Raw genomic sequence first — 16,346 nt, forward strand, 5'->3', positions numbered from 1 at the left:
GCATGGCCGAGGGAGATCTCATCACCTGCGATGTGGCCGTGCTCGGCGCGGGGCCGGGCGGCTATTCGGCCGCCTTCCGCGCTGCCGATCTCGGCCTTAAGACCGTGTTGATCGAGCGCGACCGCGTTCTCGGAGGCGTCTGCCTCAACGTCGGTTGCATTCCCTCGAAGGCGCTCTTGCACGTAGCATCGCTGATTTCCCAGGCGGACGCGTTTCGCGAGCATGGGATCGGCTTCGACACGCCCAGGATCGACCTCGAAAAGCTCCGCGCCCATAAGGACGCCGTCATCGGGAAGCTCACGAGCGGACTTGCGGGCCTGGCGAAGGCCCGACACGTGGACGTGATCCGGGGACGCGGCGTTTTTCGCGATGCGAGGCACTTCGAGGTGACGCTGGCCGAGGGCGGCACGGCCGTCGTGCGTTTCGAGAGCGCCATCGTCGCGGCCGGGTCGGAAGCCGCCTCACTGCCGTTCCTGCCGGACGATCCGCGCATCGTGGATTCTACAGGCGCGCTCGCCTTGCCGCTCGTCCCGAAGCGGATGCTCGTGATCGGCGGCGGCATTATCGGGCTCGAAATGGCAACCATCTACGCGGCGCTCGGCGCGTCCGTCGATGTCGTGGAAATGCTGGACGGGCTGATGGCAGGCGCCGACCGCGATCTCGTGCGCATCTGGGAGAAGCACAACGGGCCACGCCTCGGCCGAATTATGCGCCAGACGAAAGTCGCGGGCGCGAACGCCAAGCGCGACGGTCTTCACGTGCGGTTCGAGGGCGACAACGCGCCGGAGCGTGCGGAGATCTACGATCTCGTTCTGGTCGCTGTGGGGCGGACGCCGAACGGTCGGCGGATCGGCGCAGAGCGCGCGGGCCTTGCCCTCGACGAGCGCGGTTTCGTGCCGGTGGACCGCCAGATGCGCACCAACATTCCGCACATCTTCGCTATCGGCGACATCGCCAAAGAGCCAATGCTCGCGCACAAAGCCGTGCACGAGGGGCACGTTGCGGCAGAAGCCGCAGCCGAAAAGCCCGCGTATTTCGACGCACCGCAGATCCCTTCCGTCGCCTATACGGACCCCGAGATCGCCTGGACGGGCAAAACGGAGGACGCGCTCAAGGCGCAGGGTTTGCCGTTCGGCAAGGCTGTGTTTCCGTGGGCGGCGTCTGGGCGCGCTATCGCCATGGGCCGTGACGAAGGCTTCACGAAGCTTCTGTTCGATCCCGAGACCAAGCGCGTGATCGGCGGCGGGATCGTCGGCGCGCACGCAGGCGATCTCATCGGCGAGATTGCGCTTGCGATCGAGATGGGTGCAGATGCGGTCGATATCGGAAAGACCATTCACCCGCATCCGACGCTGTCGGAATCGATCGGGATGGCGGCCGAGGTGTTCGAAGGCGTGTGCACGGATCTGCCTCCCGCTCGGAAGCGCTGATGATCGTCGAGATGCGCAAACGGAAAAGAGGGAGCGATCGCTCGCTCCCTCTCGGCTGACGTGCGGATGCTCCGCTTATCAGCTTAGTCGCTCGTGCCCATGCCACCCGTGGTGTGATACTTGTAATCGGGGGCGTTCTGGAGCGCTTCCTTCGTCGTGTTCATCGTCACGCGAGCGTTGCCGTTTTCCTCGCGGGCGATGTTGAGGTCCTTGAAGGACACTGCGACGAGCTTTTCGCCGATCCCGAGGAACCCGCCGACGCCGATCACAACGTGCTCGATCTGACCGTTATCGTCGAGGACCAGCTCGCTGATGTCGCCGACGCGCTCGTTGGCTTCGTTGTAGACGGCCGTGCCGACCAGACGCGACGAACGCCACTCGTCAGCCGATTGGGCGGTTGCGAACGCGCCCGTGGCTGTCGTTTCAGCGGCAGCACCCGGCGCAGGCGTCACGGTCGTCGGCGCAGGGGTTGTTTCCATCCGCTCGGCGGCTGGCGGCGCGGCTGCGGGAGGCGGGGTGGTGTCCTGCGCGAACGCAGAGGTGCCGAGCGCAAGAGCCGCGGGCATGGCAATAGCGGACATCAGCAGCTTCGATTTCATGGAATACTCTCCTTGTTGAATTATGCTTTTGGGAGATGCCGCACGGTCCACCGTGTGGCGCACTCTGAGTGCGGCGCATCACGATTTTCGTGCATGCGGCGGGCGATAACCTGCCTGTGTCGCAAACGTCGGCGCAGGGCTTAAGTTCCTCGGGTTCTTCCGTTTCTGCGCGACGCCACGCCCACATACGCGCGCCTTCCCGCTGCGTATCTTCGCGTGATTAACGCGCGTCCCATTCCTTTGTGCCGCCCGTATCCGGAACCCCTGCGCGGCGTGCCCGTTACGTCTCGGTCGGGGCGTTCGTGCGTCATTGCTCACGCCTCGGGTATCCAGAAAACGAACAAGGAGGACACGATGAAAAAGCTGTGCACTGCAAGCATAGCGGCGCTCCTTATCGCCACTGGAGGCACCGCGTTCGCGCAGGTCGATGCGCCAGCGGACGCGGAAATGCAACTGTCTCAGGCTGAGTGTCAGACCATCTGGAACCGCGCCGATGCCGCGGGCTCCGGTTCCTTGTCGGCCGCAGATGCCGACCGCTACGTTTCCAACTTTTCCGCTGCCGACACGGATGGCGACGGTTCTCTCTCAAGCACGGAGTTCATGGCTGCGTGCGACCAGGGGCTCATTCACGACAGCTCCGCGACCGGCGCCGGCGAAGGCGTCCAGGGCAGCGACACCCTGCCCGCACCCGAGGGTGCACCCAGCCAGTACTAAGCTCGGTTTCGAGCGTTCGCCGCGGGTCTCCGGGCCTGCGGCGACTTTTCTTTTCCGGTTCCCCCTGCCCTTATCCGCACTGCATCTGTCCGGCATCCCGTTCGAACGGTCGCCATAATCCGGTTGTCATATCGATGATGATGGTCATTATGTTTTTCGGCGTCCCGTCGGGGTGCGTCCGTGACGACCGTGACCGTCGGCCACACGCGGCGGCGCCCCGCGCCAGGAGCAGGGGCGAAGAACCACCGCAAAGACCTCAACCGCTTTTCGGCCGGGCAAGGCGTGTTCCTGCTCCCGAAGCAAACCCGCTTGGGGAGCGTGTCACCACGTGGATATGCCGTCTCAATCTCATCATCAGGTCTCGATGATCGCCAACACGCAAGCGCCTCAACCGCTCGATTATGCGATCATCGGCAACGGCCGCATTGCCGCCCTGCTCGATCGGTCTACCCGCATCGTGTGGTGGTGCTTCCCGCGTTTCGACGGCGATCCCGTCTTCTCGCGCATGCTCGCGGGCGACGAGGAAAAAGGCTTTACGGATGTCGTGGTCGAAGGTGCGGTGCGCACCCGGTCGGCCTATTTGCGCAACACCGCCATCGTCGAAACCGTCATCGAGGACGATGCCGGAAACGGCGTGCGCATCATCGACTTCGCACCGCGCTATCCCCGCTTCGAGCGGATGCTGCACCCCGCACAAGTGATCCGCCGCATCGAGCCGATCGGGCTTCCACGCGTAAAGCTTCGCGTGCGTCCGACCTTTAACTACGGCGAACCACGCGCCGCGCAAGTGGTGGGCTCCAACCATATCCGCTACAGCGGCGGCGAGATTACGCTGAGGCTCACGACGGACGCACCGCTCTCCTACATCGTGCACGAGACCTCATTCGCGCTCGCTCGGCCGGTCACGCTCGTGTTCGGGCCGGACGAGTCGCTCGAAGCCGCAGCCGACACCGTCTCCCGCGAAGCGCTGGAGCGCACGCGCGAGTATTGGCTCGGCTGGGTCCGCGGGCTTGCGGTCCCGCTCGATTGGCAGAGCGACGTCATTCGCGCGGCGATCACGCTTCAGCTCTGCAATTTCGACGAGACGGGCGCCATCGTGGCGGCGCACACGACGTCTGTCCCCGAGGCCCCGTTCACCCAGCGCAACTGGGACTACCGCTATTGCTGGCTCCGGGATGCCTATTTCGTCATCATGGCGCTCAACCGGCTCGGTGCGACGCAGACGATGGAATCGTACCTCGACTACATCACGACGCTCGCCATCGATTCCAAAGGTGCGCTGCGCCCGGTGTACGGCATCGTGCACGATCAGCCGCTGACGGAGAGCGTGGCCGAAAATCTCGCCGGCTTTCTCGGTATGGGTCCGGTGCGCGTCGGCAACCAGGCGGCCGAGCAGATCCAACACGACTCGTGCGGGAGCATCATTCTCGGCGTGTCGCAGATGTTCATCGACCAACGTCTGCCGCGCATGGGCGACGAGGCGCTCTACCGCCGCCTCGAAACTCTCGGACACCATGCGCTCCGCGTTTTCCTGGAGCCGGATGCGGGTATCTGGGAGTATCGCGGGCGCTCGCGCATTCACACCCACTCGGCGACCATGTGCTGGGTCGCGCTCGACCGGCTCGCGCGGATCGCGGCGCTGCTGGGCTTGCCGGGCGACGCCGATCAATGGCGGACGCAGGCGGACCGCGTGCGGCGCGAGATCCTGACGCGCGGCTGGAGCGAGAAACTCGGCGCATTTGCGGGCGCTCTCGATCTGGACGAGCTCGACGCCAGCGTGTTGCTGCTTCCGGAACTCGGACTGATCTCGCCGAAGGATCCGCGCTTCACGAAGACGCTGGATGTGATCGGGCGCGAGCTTGGCCGCAACGGCTTCATGCTCCGCTACACCAACGACGACTTCGGCGCGCCGGAGACGTCGTTCCTCGCGTGTCAGTTCTGGTACATCGATGCGCTCACCGCCGCGGGGCGCGTGGACGAGGCGCGGGTGCTGCTGGATGAGCTTCTCTCGCGGCGCAATGCCTTCGGTATTTTATCCGAGGACATTCACCCCGAGACGGGCCAACTCTGGGGCAACCTGCCGCAGACCTACTCGATGGCGGGCATCGTCAACTCCTGCATGAACCTCTCTCGTAATTGGGCGGACGCGTGGCCGCGCGATGCCGCACCGGAACCTGGGGCGACCTCAAGCGTTTGATCCAGGACAGCAATTCGTTTTTCGCACCCTGCGATGGCAATTTGAGCCGCCGCTGACGCGTGTTTGCGGGCTGCGCGGAGGCAAACCTTGAGCCGCATCGTCGTCGTGTCCAATCGCGTGATGGAGCTGAGACGCGCCACCCAAGCGGGCGGCGTGGCCGTCGCCATCGCCGATCTTCTCAAGGCCCGGCCGGGTTTATGGTTCGGCTGGAACGGCAAGGTGGTCGAAGACGGCGACACGGCTCTTTCCGACGTCAAGGTTCGCAAAGCGGCGGGGCAAAGCGCGCTCGCGACGCTCCCACTGACCGCCGAGGAACATCGCGACTACTATCTCGGTTATTCCAACTCGGTGCTGTGGCCGGTGTTTCACAACCGGCTCGACCTCGCGCACTTCGATGCCGGATTCTACCCGCGCTACACGGGCGTCAACAAACGCTTCGCGGCGGCGCTCGCTTCTCTCATCCAGCCCGACGACATCGTGTGGGTGCACGATTATCATCTGATCCCCCTCGCGGTGGAGTTGCGCAGGCTCGGCATCGAAAATCCGATCGGGTTCTATCTGCATATTCCGGTCCCGCCCCCACAGACCTTCCTCGCAATTCCTGAATATGCCGACCTGGCGCAAGCGCTCGCCGCCTACGACCTCGTCGGACTGCAGACGGAAGCGGATGTTTCGAACCTGATCCAGGTCTTCAAGGACAGCGGGCAAGGGCGAATCCTACAGGACGGGCGCGTTCTCGCATTCGACCAGCGGCTTTCCATCCACCGCTTTCCCGTCGGCATCGATGCGCGGGATTTCATGGGGGCGACGCCCGTCCGCAATCTCGTGCAGTCGCCGTCCGACGCTCAAAGGATCATCGGGGTCGACAGGCTCGATTACACCAAGGGTCTTCCACAAAAGCTGCGCGCGTTCGGCCGTTTTCTCGAAAAGTATCCCGCATATCTCCGCAAAGTGGTGCTCACCCAGATCGCACCGCCGACGCGCGAAAGCGTGGAAGCCTACACCGACATCCGCCAGACGCTCGAAGCACTCTCCGGAAAAATCAACGGCATGTTCGGAGAACTCGATTGGGTCCCGATCCACTACATTCATCGCTCTGCGCCACGCGACCGGCTGCGCGACATCTATCGCGCGTCGCGCATCGGCTTCTTCACACCGCTGCGGGACGGCATGAACCTCGTCGCCAAGGAGTACGTCGCGGCGCAGGCTCCGGACGACCCAGGCGTTCCGATCCTTTCGCGTTTCGCAGGCGCTGCCGAACAGCTCGTGGATGCGATCATCGTCAACCCCTACAACGTCGAAGAAATGGCCGACGCCATCAAGCAGGCCCTCGAAATGGACAAGGCAGAGCGCATCGCCCGCTACGAGCGGCTGATGAGCGTCATTCGCACGTACGATTCGGCCGTGTGGTCGGCGTCGTTCCTGGCAACGCTCGAAGCGGCCGCCGAAGAGCGGTCGACGGCGCGGATCTCGGCCAGCACGCCCATTCATGCGGCGCTTGCCAAACTTGCCGAGGCCGCGCGCCGTTCTTCGGGTCCGCCCGCGAACGATGCCGACGCGAAGCCCGAGGCTGACCTCAAGGCCGCCGCACGAAAGCGCCCGGGCGGGCGGTCATGAAAGCGCTCACGATCGGCGGCGCGATGGTGGATACCATCGCGATCATCGAGAACGCCGGTATCGAGCGCATGACCATGTTGAACGCCGGGACGTCGTTCCTGCTGCTCGAAGAAGGCGGAAAAACGGAAGCGCTCGAAGTCTCGACGCACGCGGGCGGCGGCGGCATCAACGCGGCGATTGCGTTTGCGCGGCTCGGGCTCGATACGTCCGTCCTGATCAAGCTCGGGGCCGACGGCCGCGCAGAGCTGATCATCGCCGCCCTCGACAGAGACGATATCTCGCACCGATGGGCGCTGCGCGATCCCCGCGCACCGACCGGGGCTTCGGTGCACGTTTCCTCCCATGACCGGAACGCCGCCGTGTTCACGTTCCGCGGCGCCAACACGCTGCTGGTGCCGGACGATCTGGCTGACGAAGCCTTCGCCGTCGATCTCGTCTATATCGCGAACCTCTCCGATCAGGCAGCACGTTGCTTCCCGATCATTGTCGAGAAAGCGCAGAAGGCGCGCGCGCTGATTGCGGTCAATCCCGGCATCCGCCAACTGCACGCGCACGCGGGCGCTTTTCAGGGCACGCTACCGGCGCTGGACGTTCTCTCGCTCAACCGGCGCGAAGCGGACGAAGTCGTTTCGATGCTGGAAAGGGACGAGACGAAGGATGCGGCACCGCTGGCGTTTCCGGAGGGGATGGCGCCGCCCGCGCTCGCCGTACGAGGGCTCCGGCATGAAGGTCGCAAAGTGCCCCTCACCGCCTTCATGCGTGCGCTGCTCGGGCGGGGCGTCGGCACTATTCTGGTCACCGACGGGCAGAACGGTGCGTTCGCAGCCTCCCGTGGAGGGCTTTATCACTGTCCGGCGCGGGAGGTGACGGTGCTCGGAACGGCGGGCGCGGGCGATGCTTTCGCGTCCACTTTCACGGCCGAAACCGCCATCGGCAGCGCGCCTGACCGTGCGCTGCAGGCCGCGACGCTGAACGCTGCGGCGGTGCTTGGCCACGTCGATACGACGACCGGCCTCATGGCGCGCCGCGAAATCGAGGCAGCCCTCGATGGAAAGATTGGGACTCCAAATGTGATAAGCTGGAGACTATGAAAGCTCACGCTCTTCGCGCATCTGCCTTATCAGTCCCCACCGCATAGGCCCGCAACGCAGGGCCTCTGGCAGAACGCCTCCAACACGGTTACGGAGCAGGCTTTGAAGCAAAGATCGACGGCTACCGACAGAATTCCAGAGGCGACGTCTCGGCTCGCTGCGTGCACCGATTTCGTGCTCTCGAACCCCGGACGGTACGCCCTCTTTCTCGACGTGGACGGCACGCTCATCGAACTCGCCGATACGCCCGAAGCCGTGATCGTCCCGGACGGTCTCATTGCACTTTTGCAGCGGCTCGCGCTTGGGCTCGACGGTGCGATGGCGATCGTCACGGGCCGACTCATCTCGGACATCGACCATCTGCTTTCGCCCTTGCGGCTTGCCGCGGCCGGCGTGCACGGCGCGGAGATGCGCCTTGACCCGGACCTGGAAATCGAGCGCGTTACTGCGGGCCTTCCCGACGAGATCATCCAGACGATGCGCAAGCTCGCGCTCGATATTCCAGGCGTGATCGCCGAGCCGAAAGGCGGCGGGCTTGCGCTGCACTATCGCCTGGCGCCGGATGCCGAGCGCGAAATTCTGGCCGCCCTCACCGCTGCAATCGAGCGGCACGCGGGCGCGCTCGAACTGGTGCCCGGCAAGAAAATCTTCGAGGTGGTCCCGTCGGGCCTCTCCAAGGGCACGGCACTGGCGAAGCTCGCCACGCTGCCGGCTTTCCGCAATCGCATCCCCATCATGATCGGCGACGACGTGGGGGACGAACCCGCTTTCGCCGTCGCCGAGGGGTTGAAGGGGTTCGGCCTGCGCGTAGCGGGCGAGCACCATCCCCCGGATATCGCCGATTTTCCGGGTCCGAGCGCGGTGATGTGCTGGCTCGACCAACTGTCGCATCGCTTGCCAGCCGCGGGAAAGCTCCACTCGCTTTCGTAGAGGGTGCGCGGTTTTTTGCACGTTCCGCGCGCGAAAAACGCCAAGAGCCCAGTCAGCGCCGCATTTTCCCTGTGACACTTCGGCCCCGGTCAACAGGTGCGGCGCCGCTGCGCGGCCCCACGCAATTGACCCCCGCGCCGGGCGCGCCTAGACAGCTTGCATGGGCAAGCGCTATCCCGAATGCTTGCCGGGGTCTCTACGGCGTTCGAGGGAGTTCATTTGAGGAGAAGCGTTTCCGCAGCGTGCGCAACGCTGGCGGCCGGTCTCGGGCTGGCGGCCGGGCTCGGTGCGCTCGGCGCTCATGCGGGTGACCGAGCGTCCGGCAAGGAATTCCGGCTGCTCGAACTCGAAGGGCGCACCGTGCGCTGGACCGCGCCGGCGGAAGGTCTCCCCGCAACGATCACCTACGCCTTCCTCACCGAGCCCAAGGATTTCCCAGACGCGCGCAACTGCGATTCCATGCTGCCGCCGGAAGCCGCACTCAACCACTCGCGCATCGATCTCACTGCCTTTCGCGAGGAGACACGGGCTGCGTTCGCGCTTTGGCAAGAGGCCGCGAACGTCGTGTTCAAGGAAGTGCCGGTCGTGGAAGCCGGCATCCTCATCGGCGCCGACGCGAAGGACCGCGGCCGGGCCTTCACGAACGTCGCGCTCAAGGCGGGTTCTGAGCGCGGGGTGGGGTCTATCCGCCAGTCGCTGATCTGCCTCAACCCCAACCAACCTTGGAAGATCGGTTTCGACGGCAATCTCGACGTCTACGATTTGCGCTTCACGATGGCGCACGAGATCGGGCACGCCATCGGGCTCGACCATCCGAGCCCGCAAGGCCAGCTCATGAGCTTCCGCTACGTCGAAGACGGGCGCACGCTCACCGCGGGGGACGTGGCAGGGGTGCATGCGCTCTACGGGCGCAAGGGCACGCGGCAGCCCGCGCCCATTCCGCCGGCCGATGCCTCGGGCTCGGCTGCGCTTTCATCGCCCGTGAGGGATCAGGGTCCGCCTCGCGAGCGGACGTTCGGTCTCGGCGAACGCGAGCGTTCGGCCGAAGCCCGCTGATCCGGCCGGAACCATCGTACGGTCAAGCCCGTTTTCTCTCCGAACCCTCGTCAGCCGCCGTCATCGGCCACGCTCCATCCGATCGTCCGTAGAGGTCACCCATGACCCTCATCAAACCGCTCGGCCTGGCTTCATTGCCGCTCATGGCCACCCTCGCGTTTTCTCCTGTGCTGGCTCAGGTGCCGCCGGGCCCCGCCGATGCGCCGCCTCCCGAGGCGCAATCCGCGCAGCCGGGGACGCCCGTTCAAGGCGCATGGCGCGCCAGCCAACTCATAGGGCAGACGGTGACGACGGCGCTCAATCAGTCGGTCGGCATCGTGAACGACATCGTCATCGAGCCAGACGGGAAAGTCGCCGCCGTGCTCGTCGGGATCGGGGGGTTCCTCGGGATCGGAGAGCGGTCGGTGCCCATCGCGCTGCGTCATCTCGTGATCGCGGCCGGTGACGGCGACCGGATAACGGTGCAGACTTCGCTGTCACGCGAGGCCATCGCCCAAGCCGCAACGCACGATCCGCTCGCGAGCCCGCTGCCGCCCGATCAGCGCCTTCCCTGACGCGGCGCCGCACTCACTCAATTTGCGGCGACTTTTTTCATCGGCAGCACGAAATCCGATGCCTCTTCGACAGCGATGATGTTAAGCGGCACCTTCAGCGCGCAGGCCAAGCCATCGTGCGCGAAATCCACTTTCGGCTCCGACGTCAGCGTGCTGGCCAGCGTGTCGATCAGCGTCAGCCCGAAGCCCTTCCGGGTTGCAGGCACGACGAGCGGCCCCCCGGTTTCCTTCCATCGAAACACGAGATGACGCTCGCCGTCCGCGTCGTCGATGATGTCCCACCAAATTCGGATGCTTCCCTCGGTCGTGACGAGTGCACCGTATTTTGCGGCGTTGGTTGCGAGTTCATGGACCACGAGTGCGAACGTCTGCACGGCAGATGCGGTGAGGAACACCTCGGGGCCAGCCGCCTGCACACGATCCGAAAATCCAGCCACTTCCGCATCGACGATATCGGCGAGACCCGCACCCTTCCAACAGGCTTCCGTCAGAAGCTCGTGCGCGTGCGCCAGCGCGTGCAGGCGCCCCAGCAGAATTCCGCGAGCTTCCGCCACATCGCGGCTGTCGCTCAGCGTCCGGCTCGTGATCGATTGAAGCACCGCGAGCAGGTTCTTCACGCGGTGCGTCAGTTCGCTGACGAGGATCGACAGGCGTTCTTCTGCGCGTTTGCGCTCCTTCACCTCGACTTTCAGAACCTCGGCGGTACGTTCGAGCTCGGCCGTGCGCTCCTCGACGCGCTCTTCGAGCAGCGCGTGCGAGCGGGCCAGCTCGCTGCGCATCGTGTGGAGATCGACAAAAACCTTGACCTTCGCGCGCAGGATCTCCGGCACCACGGGGGAGAGGATGTAGTCCACCGCGCCCAGCGCATAGCCTTCGGCGGCCTGCACGTCGTCGGCGAAGGCGGTGATGAAGATGATCGGCGTGTGGCGCGACTTGCGGCGCTGGCGGATCAGCGCTGCCGTCTCATGTCCGCCCATGCCCGGCATGTTCACGTCGAGCAGAATGACGGCGAACTCCCGTTCGAGCAGCAGCCGCAGCGCCTCCTCGCCCGACGTGACCGTCACGACGTTCTGGTTCAATTCCTCCAGGCTCGCGCGATAGACGAGATGCTTCTCCGGGAGATCGTCAACGATCAGAATATCTGCGGGCACGGGATTGCTCATGGTGGCGACCTTCGTCAGTCTCCGGTCAGCGGTAGAGCCACGACTGCATGACGGTCAGCAGGTGGCTGGCATCGACAGGTTTGGCGAGATAATCCCAGGCTCCGGCCTCTATGCAGCGCTCCCGATCCCCCTTCAGCGCCTTGGCCGTCACGGCGATGATCGGAAGATCCTGACAGGCTGGAATTTCCCGAGCCGCACGGATCGTGGCCATGCCATCCATATCCGGCATCATGATGTCCATCAGAACGATGTCCAATCCGGGGCTTTCCGACATGATCTTCAGTGCGTCGCGCCCGCTTCCCGCCGACAGCACGTCCATACCATGATCTTCCAGAACAGCGGCAAGCGCGAAAATATTCCGCGCGTCATCATCCACGATGAGAACTTTCTTTCCCGTGAGCGCCGTCGTCAATGCGGCAGAGATCTCTCGCGGCGGCGTGAGATATCGCGAGACCGACGTCATCTCGGCCTTCTCTCCGCGACGGCGCGCGGCCGGATCGCGGCTGCCGGCGCCTGCGGTCTCGTCCGCACCGTCACCGTCCGCATCCAGCGCTGCGGTTCCGGCCGACGGGCGGCGCGTTGCGCGGGGCGGTGCGTAATTGAGAGGCAAGTAGAGCGCGAAGCTCGACCCTTGCCCGAGCGACGAGACGAGCCGGATCTCGCCGCCGAGCAGGCGCGACAGCTCGCGGCTGATCGCAAGTCCGAGCCCTGTTCCGCCGTACTTGCGGCTGGTGGAGCCGTCCGCCTGCTGAAACGCTTCGAAGATGATGCCTTGCTTGTCCTCCGAAATGCCGATGCCCGTATCGCTCACGACGAAGGCGACGACGGCGGGGGCCTGCGAGAGTTCGACCGTGTCGGGATGCCATCCCTCTTCCGCAAGCTCGACAGTGAGCGCCACCTCGCCTTGCTTCGTGAACTTGAACGCGTTCGAGAGCAGGTTCTGCAAGATCTGCTGCAAGCGTTTTGCGTCCGTCACCACTGTTGCGGGCAAGCGCGGATCGATGCTCACCTCGAAGTCGAGATTTTTCTGCTCCGCGATGTGGCGGAACGTCCGGTTCACGTAATGGTACAGGTCGTCGAAGCGCAGCTCGACCACGTCCACGGCCACGGTTCCAGATTCGATCTTTGCGAGGTCGAGGATGTCGTTGATGAGGGTGAGAAGATCGTTGCCCGAGGCGTGGATCGTTTTCGAGAACTCGACCTGACGCTCGGTGAGATTGCCGTCCCGGTTCTGGCAGAGCTGGTCGGAGAGGATCAGCAGGCTGTTGAGCGGCGTGCGGAGCTCGTGGGACATGTTGGCCAGGAACTCCGACTTGTATTTCGATGTCCGCGCAAGCTGATCGGCCTTTTCCTCCAAGTCCTGGCGGGCCTGCTCCACCTCCGTGTTCTTCCGTTCCACCTCCTGGTTCTGGTAGGCGAGAAGGCGGGCCTTTTCCTGCAACTCGGCGTTGGTCTGCTGAAGCTCCTTGGCGAGCGACTGAGACTGAGCCAGCAGATCCTCCGTGCGCATGTTGGCCTCGATCGTGTTGATGACGAGGCCGATGCTTTCGGTGAGCTGATCCAGAAAGTCGTGATGCACGGAGTTGAAGCGTTCGAGTGAGGCAAGCTCCAGCACGCCCTTCACCGCGCCTTCGAAGACGATGGGCAATACGAGAACATTGACGGGCGGGGCTTCGATAAGGCCGGTCGCGATGCGGATGGGCCCCGAGCAGACGTCCTCCAGCATGATGCGCCGCTTGTCCTGCGCGCACTGGCCGACGAGGCCTGCGCCCAGCTCCACGACTTTGCCGTGGGTCCGCTCCCCATCCGCCGCGTAACTTGCAAGCAGCTTCAGATAAGGTCGGCCCGCCGCGCCGCCGTAAACATAGATCTCGGCCTGATGGGCGCCGACGACGGGCGCCAGATCCGAGAGGATCATCTGGCCAACCGCGTTGAGATCCTCCTGCCCTTGCAGCATTCGCGAGAATTTGGCGAGGTTCGTCTTCAGCCAGTTCTGCTCGTTGTTCTTCTGCGTCGTGTCGCGCAGATTGCGGATCATCTCGTTGATCGTATCCTTGAGGGCGGCCACCTCGCCTTCGGCGCCGACAGCGATCGAACGCGTGAGGTCGCCCTTGGTCACGGCGGTGGCGACTTCCGCGATGGCGCGCACCTGCGTTGTGAGATTGGCCGCGAGCTGGTTCACGTTCTCGGTCAGCGCCTTCCACGTGCCCGCCGCACCCGGGACCTTGGCCTGACCGCCGAGCTGGCCTTCGACACCCACCTCGCGCGCAACCGTCGTCACCTGATCGGCGAAGATGGCGAGCGTCTCGGTCATGCTGTTGATGGTGTCCGCGAGCGATGCGATCTCGCCCTTCGCTTCCACGGTCAGCTTGTGTTTCAGATCGCCGGTCGCGACCGCGGTCACGACGCGCGCAATGCCGCGCACCTGGGCCGTCAGGTTGCCGGCCATCGAGTTCACACTGTCGGTGAGATCTTTCCATGTGCCCGCGACACCTGGCACGTCCGCCTGGCCGCCGAGCTTGCCTTCGGTGCCCACCTCGCGCGCCACGCGCGTCACCTCGGCCGCGAACGAGCGGAGCTGATCCACCATCGTGTTGATGGTGGCCTTCAGCTCCAGGATCTCGCCCTTTACATCGACGGTGATCTTGCGCGACAGGTCGCCCGCAGCCACGGCCTTCGTCACTTCGGCAATGTTACGCACCTGGTCGGTCAGGTTGCCGGCCATCGAGTTCACGTTTTCGGTCAGGTCGCGCCACGTTCCTGCGACGCCCTGCACGTCGGCCTGACCGCCGAGCTTGCCCTCGGTGCCCACCTCGCGCGCGACGCGCGTCACCTCGGCCGCGAACGAGCGGAGCTGGTCCACCATCGTGTTGATGGTGCCCTTGAGTTCGAGGATCTCGCCTTTTCACGTCGACCGTGATCTTTTTCGAGAGATCACCCATGGCGACCGCCGTCGTCACGTCTGCGATGTTGCGCACCTGATCGGTTAGGTTGCCGGCCATCGAGTTCACGCTGTCGGTCAGCGTCTTCCACGTCCCGGCGACGCCCGGCACGTCGGCCTGGCCGCCAAGCTTGCCTTCGGTGCCGACCTCGCGCGCGACGCGCGTCACCTCGGCAGCGAACGAGCGAAGCTGGTCCACCATCGTGTTGATGGTCGCCTTTAGCTCCAGGATCTCGCCCTTGACGTCGACCGTGATCTTCTTCGACAGGTCGCCGCGCGCGACCGCCGTCGTCACGTCGGCGATGTTGCGCACCTGGTCGGTCAGGTTTCCGGCCATGGAGTTCACGCTATCGGTCAGCGTTTTCCACGTTCCAGCCACGCCCGGCACGGCCGCCTGGCCGCCGAGCTTGCCGTCCGTCCCCACCTCGCGCGCGACGCGCGTCACCTCCGATGCAAACGACGAGAGCTGATCCACCATCGTGTTGATGGTGTTCTTCAGCTCCAAAATTTCGCCCTTCACGTCGACGGTGATCTTCTTCGAGAGATCGCCGCGGGCCACCGCCGTCGTCACCTCGGCGATGTTGCGCACCTGGCCGGTCAGGTTTCCGGCCATCGAGTTGACGCTGTCGGTGAGATCCTTCCACGTTCCGGCGACGCCCTGCACGTCGGCCTGGCCGCCGAGCTTTCCTTCCGTGCCGACCTCGCGCGCCACGCGCGTCACCTCGGAGGCGAACGACGAGAGCTGATCCACCATCGTGTTGATGGTGCTCTTGAGTTCGAGCAGCTCGCCCTTCACGTCGACCGTGATCTTCTTCGAAAGATCGCCGCGGGCCACCGCCGTGGTCACGTCGGCGATGTTGCGGACCTGGGCCGTGAGGTTGCCGGCCATCAGGTTCACGTTCTCGGTGAGGTCGCGCCAGGTTCCAGAGACGCCTTGCACGTCGGCCTCGCCGCCGAGCTTGCCTTCCGTGCCCACCTCGCGCGCCACGCGCGTCACCTCGGAGGCGAACGACGAGAGCTGATCGACCATCGTGTTGATGGTGCTCTTCAGCTCCAGGAGTTCGCCCTTCACGTCGACCGTGATCTTCTTCGAAAGATCGCCGCGGGCCACCGCCGTCGTCACCTCGGCAATGTTGCGGACCTGGGCCGTCAGATTGCCGGCCATCGAGTTCACGCTATCGGTGAGATCGCGCCATGTGCCCGACACGCCCTGCACGTCGGCCTGGCCGCCGAGCTTGCCCTCCGTGCCCACCTCGCGCGCCACGCGCGTCACCTCGGCGGCGAACGAGCGGAGCTGATCGACCATGGTGTTGATCGTGCGCGCGGTGCGCAGCGATTCGCCTTCGAGCGGACGGCCGTCCACTTCGAGCGCCATCGATTTCGTGAGATCGCCCTGTGCGACAGCGCCGATCACACGCGCGACTTCCCGCGTCGGGCGGACGAGGTCCTCGACCAAGGCGTTCACGGATTCGATCGACGACATCCAGAACCCGGTCGCGGCGACGGGACGGGCGCGTTCCTTCAACCGGCCTTCCTTGCCCGCAACACGGCTGAGACGCTTGAGTTCTTTATGGAGTTCGCCGTTCAATTGAACGACGTCGTTGAATGTCTCGGCGATGCGGCCGGCGAGATCCGGCCAGTCGAGCGGGAGGCGCGCGGTCTCGTCGCCCTGCTTCACGGCGCGCAAACCTGCCAGGAGCGCCGTTGCCTGATCGGTCGAGAGCGGGCGTGCCCGGTCGGCGGCGCCGTGGCCGTTGCCGGCCGGCTTGAGAGGGCGCACACGCGTACCGTTCCGCATTCCGGCCGCCGGACCGGATGACACGGGCGGCGCTTCCGCAACGGCGACAGCGTTGAACGCTTCCGCGACTTCGCCCGCCAGTCCCGGCCAGCTTTGCGGCAGCCTGATGGATTTGTCGCCGTTCCCCAGGGCCTTCAATGCAGCAAGAACCGAGCGCAGGACTTCTCCTTCGCCCGCGCTCTCTCGACTAAGCACGCTTCCCTCCACACGCTACCCAGACCGGGGGTAATGCGCGCGAGGGAAAAAGGTTCCCCGC

The 16,346-nt window shown here is 64.9% G+C and carries 10 protein-coding genes and 1 pseudogene; 8 read left to right on the forward strand and 3 right to left on the reverse strand.

Going from position 1 to position 16,346, the window contains the following annotated elements:
- Positions 1-2: 2 nt before the first annotated feature.
- Positions 3-1,430, forward strand: coding sequence for a dihydrolipoyl dehydrogenase (lpdA, locus tag W911_RS13960; RefSeq protein WP_023788190.1), 1,428 nt, complete (start codon positions 3-5; stop codon positions 1,428-1,430).
- An 83-nt stretch (positions 1,431-1,513) separates the two neighbouring features.
- Here lpdA and W911_RS13965 read toward each other — a convergent pair whose 3' ends face one another.
- Positions 1,514-2,029: a PRC-barrel domain-containing protein gene (locus W911_RS13965; protein ID WP_023788191.1), complete on the reverse strand. Its 516-nt coding sequence runs from the start codon at positions 2,027-2,029 to the stop codon at positions 1,514-1,516.
- 354 nt (positions 2,030-2,383) lie between these two features.
- Between W911_RS13965 and W911_RS13970 the strand changes: the two genes are divergently transcribed.
- The 7 genes from W911_RS13970 (at position 2,384) to W911_RS14000 (ending at position 10,188) form a co-directional block, all read left to right on the forward strand.
- Positions 2,384-2,743: an EF-hand domain-containing protein gene (locus tag W911_RS13970; RefSeq protein ID WP_023788192.1), complete on the forward strand. Its 360-nt coding sequence runs from the start codon at positions 2,384-2,386 to the stop codon at positions 2,741-2,743.
- Between the two features lie 334 nt (positions 2,744-3,077).
- Positions 3,078-4,940 (forward strand): glycoside hydrolase family 15 protein, encoded by a 1,863-nt coding sequence (locus W911_RS13975; RefSeq protein WP_023788193.1) that lies wholly within the window; start codon positions 3,078-3,080, stop codon positions 4,938-4,940.
- Between the two features lie 87 nt (positions 4,941-5,027).
- Positions 5,028-6,557: an alpha,alpha-trehalose-phosphate synthase (UDP-forming) gene (locus tag W911_RS13980; protein WP_023788194.1), complete on the forward strand. Its 1,530-nt coding sequence runs from the start codon at positions 5,028-5,030 to the stop codon at positions 6,555-6,557.
- Positions 6,554-7,648, forward strand: coding sequence for a carbohydrate kinase family protein (locus tag W911_RS13985; RefSeq protein ID WP_023788195.1), 1,095 nt, complete (start codon positions 6,554-6,556; stop codon positions 7,646-7,648). Before W911_RS13980 ends, W911_RS13985 begins: the two co-directional genes overlap by 4 nt.
- Before the next feature lie 102 nt (positions 7,649-7,750).
- Positions 7,751-8,578 (forward strand): trehalose-phosphatase, encoded by an 828-nt coding sequence (otsB, locus tag W911_RS13990; RefSeq protein WP_023788196.1) that lies wholly within the window; start codon positions 7,751-7,753, stop codon positions 8,576-8,578.
- A 219-nt stretch (positions 8,579-8,797) separates the two neighbouring features.
- Positions 8,798-9,634, forward strand: a complete 837-nt coding sequence (locus W911_RS13995) for a matrixin family metalloprotease (protein ID WP_158412869.1) — start codon at positions 8,798-8,800, stop codon at positions 9,632-9,634.
- A 101-nt stretch (positions 9,635-9,735) separates the two neighbouring features.
- Entirely contained in the window at positions 9,736-10,188 is a 453-nt protein-coding gene (locus W911_RS14000) for a PRC-barrel domain-containing protein (protein WP_023788198.1), read from the forward strand.
- Between the two features lie 17 nt (positions 10,189-10,205).
- Here the strand turns inward: W911_RS14000 and W911_RS14005 are convergent, their stop codons facing one another.
- Together W911_RS14005 and W911_RS14010 are read right to left on the reverse strand one after the other, a co-directional pair.
- Complete coding sequence (locus W911_RS14005) at positions 10,206-11,351, reverse strand: response regulator (protein ID WP_023788199.1); 1,146 nt, start codon at positions 11,349-11,351, stop codon at positions 10,206-10,208.
- Positions 11,352-11,376: 25 nt separating this feature from the next.
- Positions 11,377-15,979: pseudogene (locus tag W911_RS14010) on the reverse strand (HAMP domain-containing protein).
- Between the last annotated feature and the right edge of the window lie 367 nt (positions 15,980-16,346).

The organism is Hyphomicrobium nitrativorans NL23 (genome assembly GCF_000503895.1).
Classification (GTDB): Bacteria; Pseudomonadota; Alphaproteobacteria; order Rhizobiales; family Hyphomicrobiaceae; genus Hyphomicrobium_C; species Hyphomicrobium_C nitrativorans.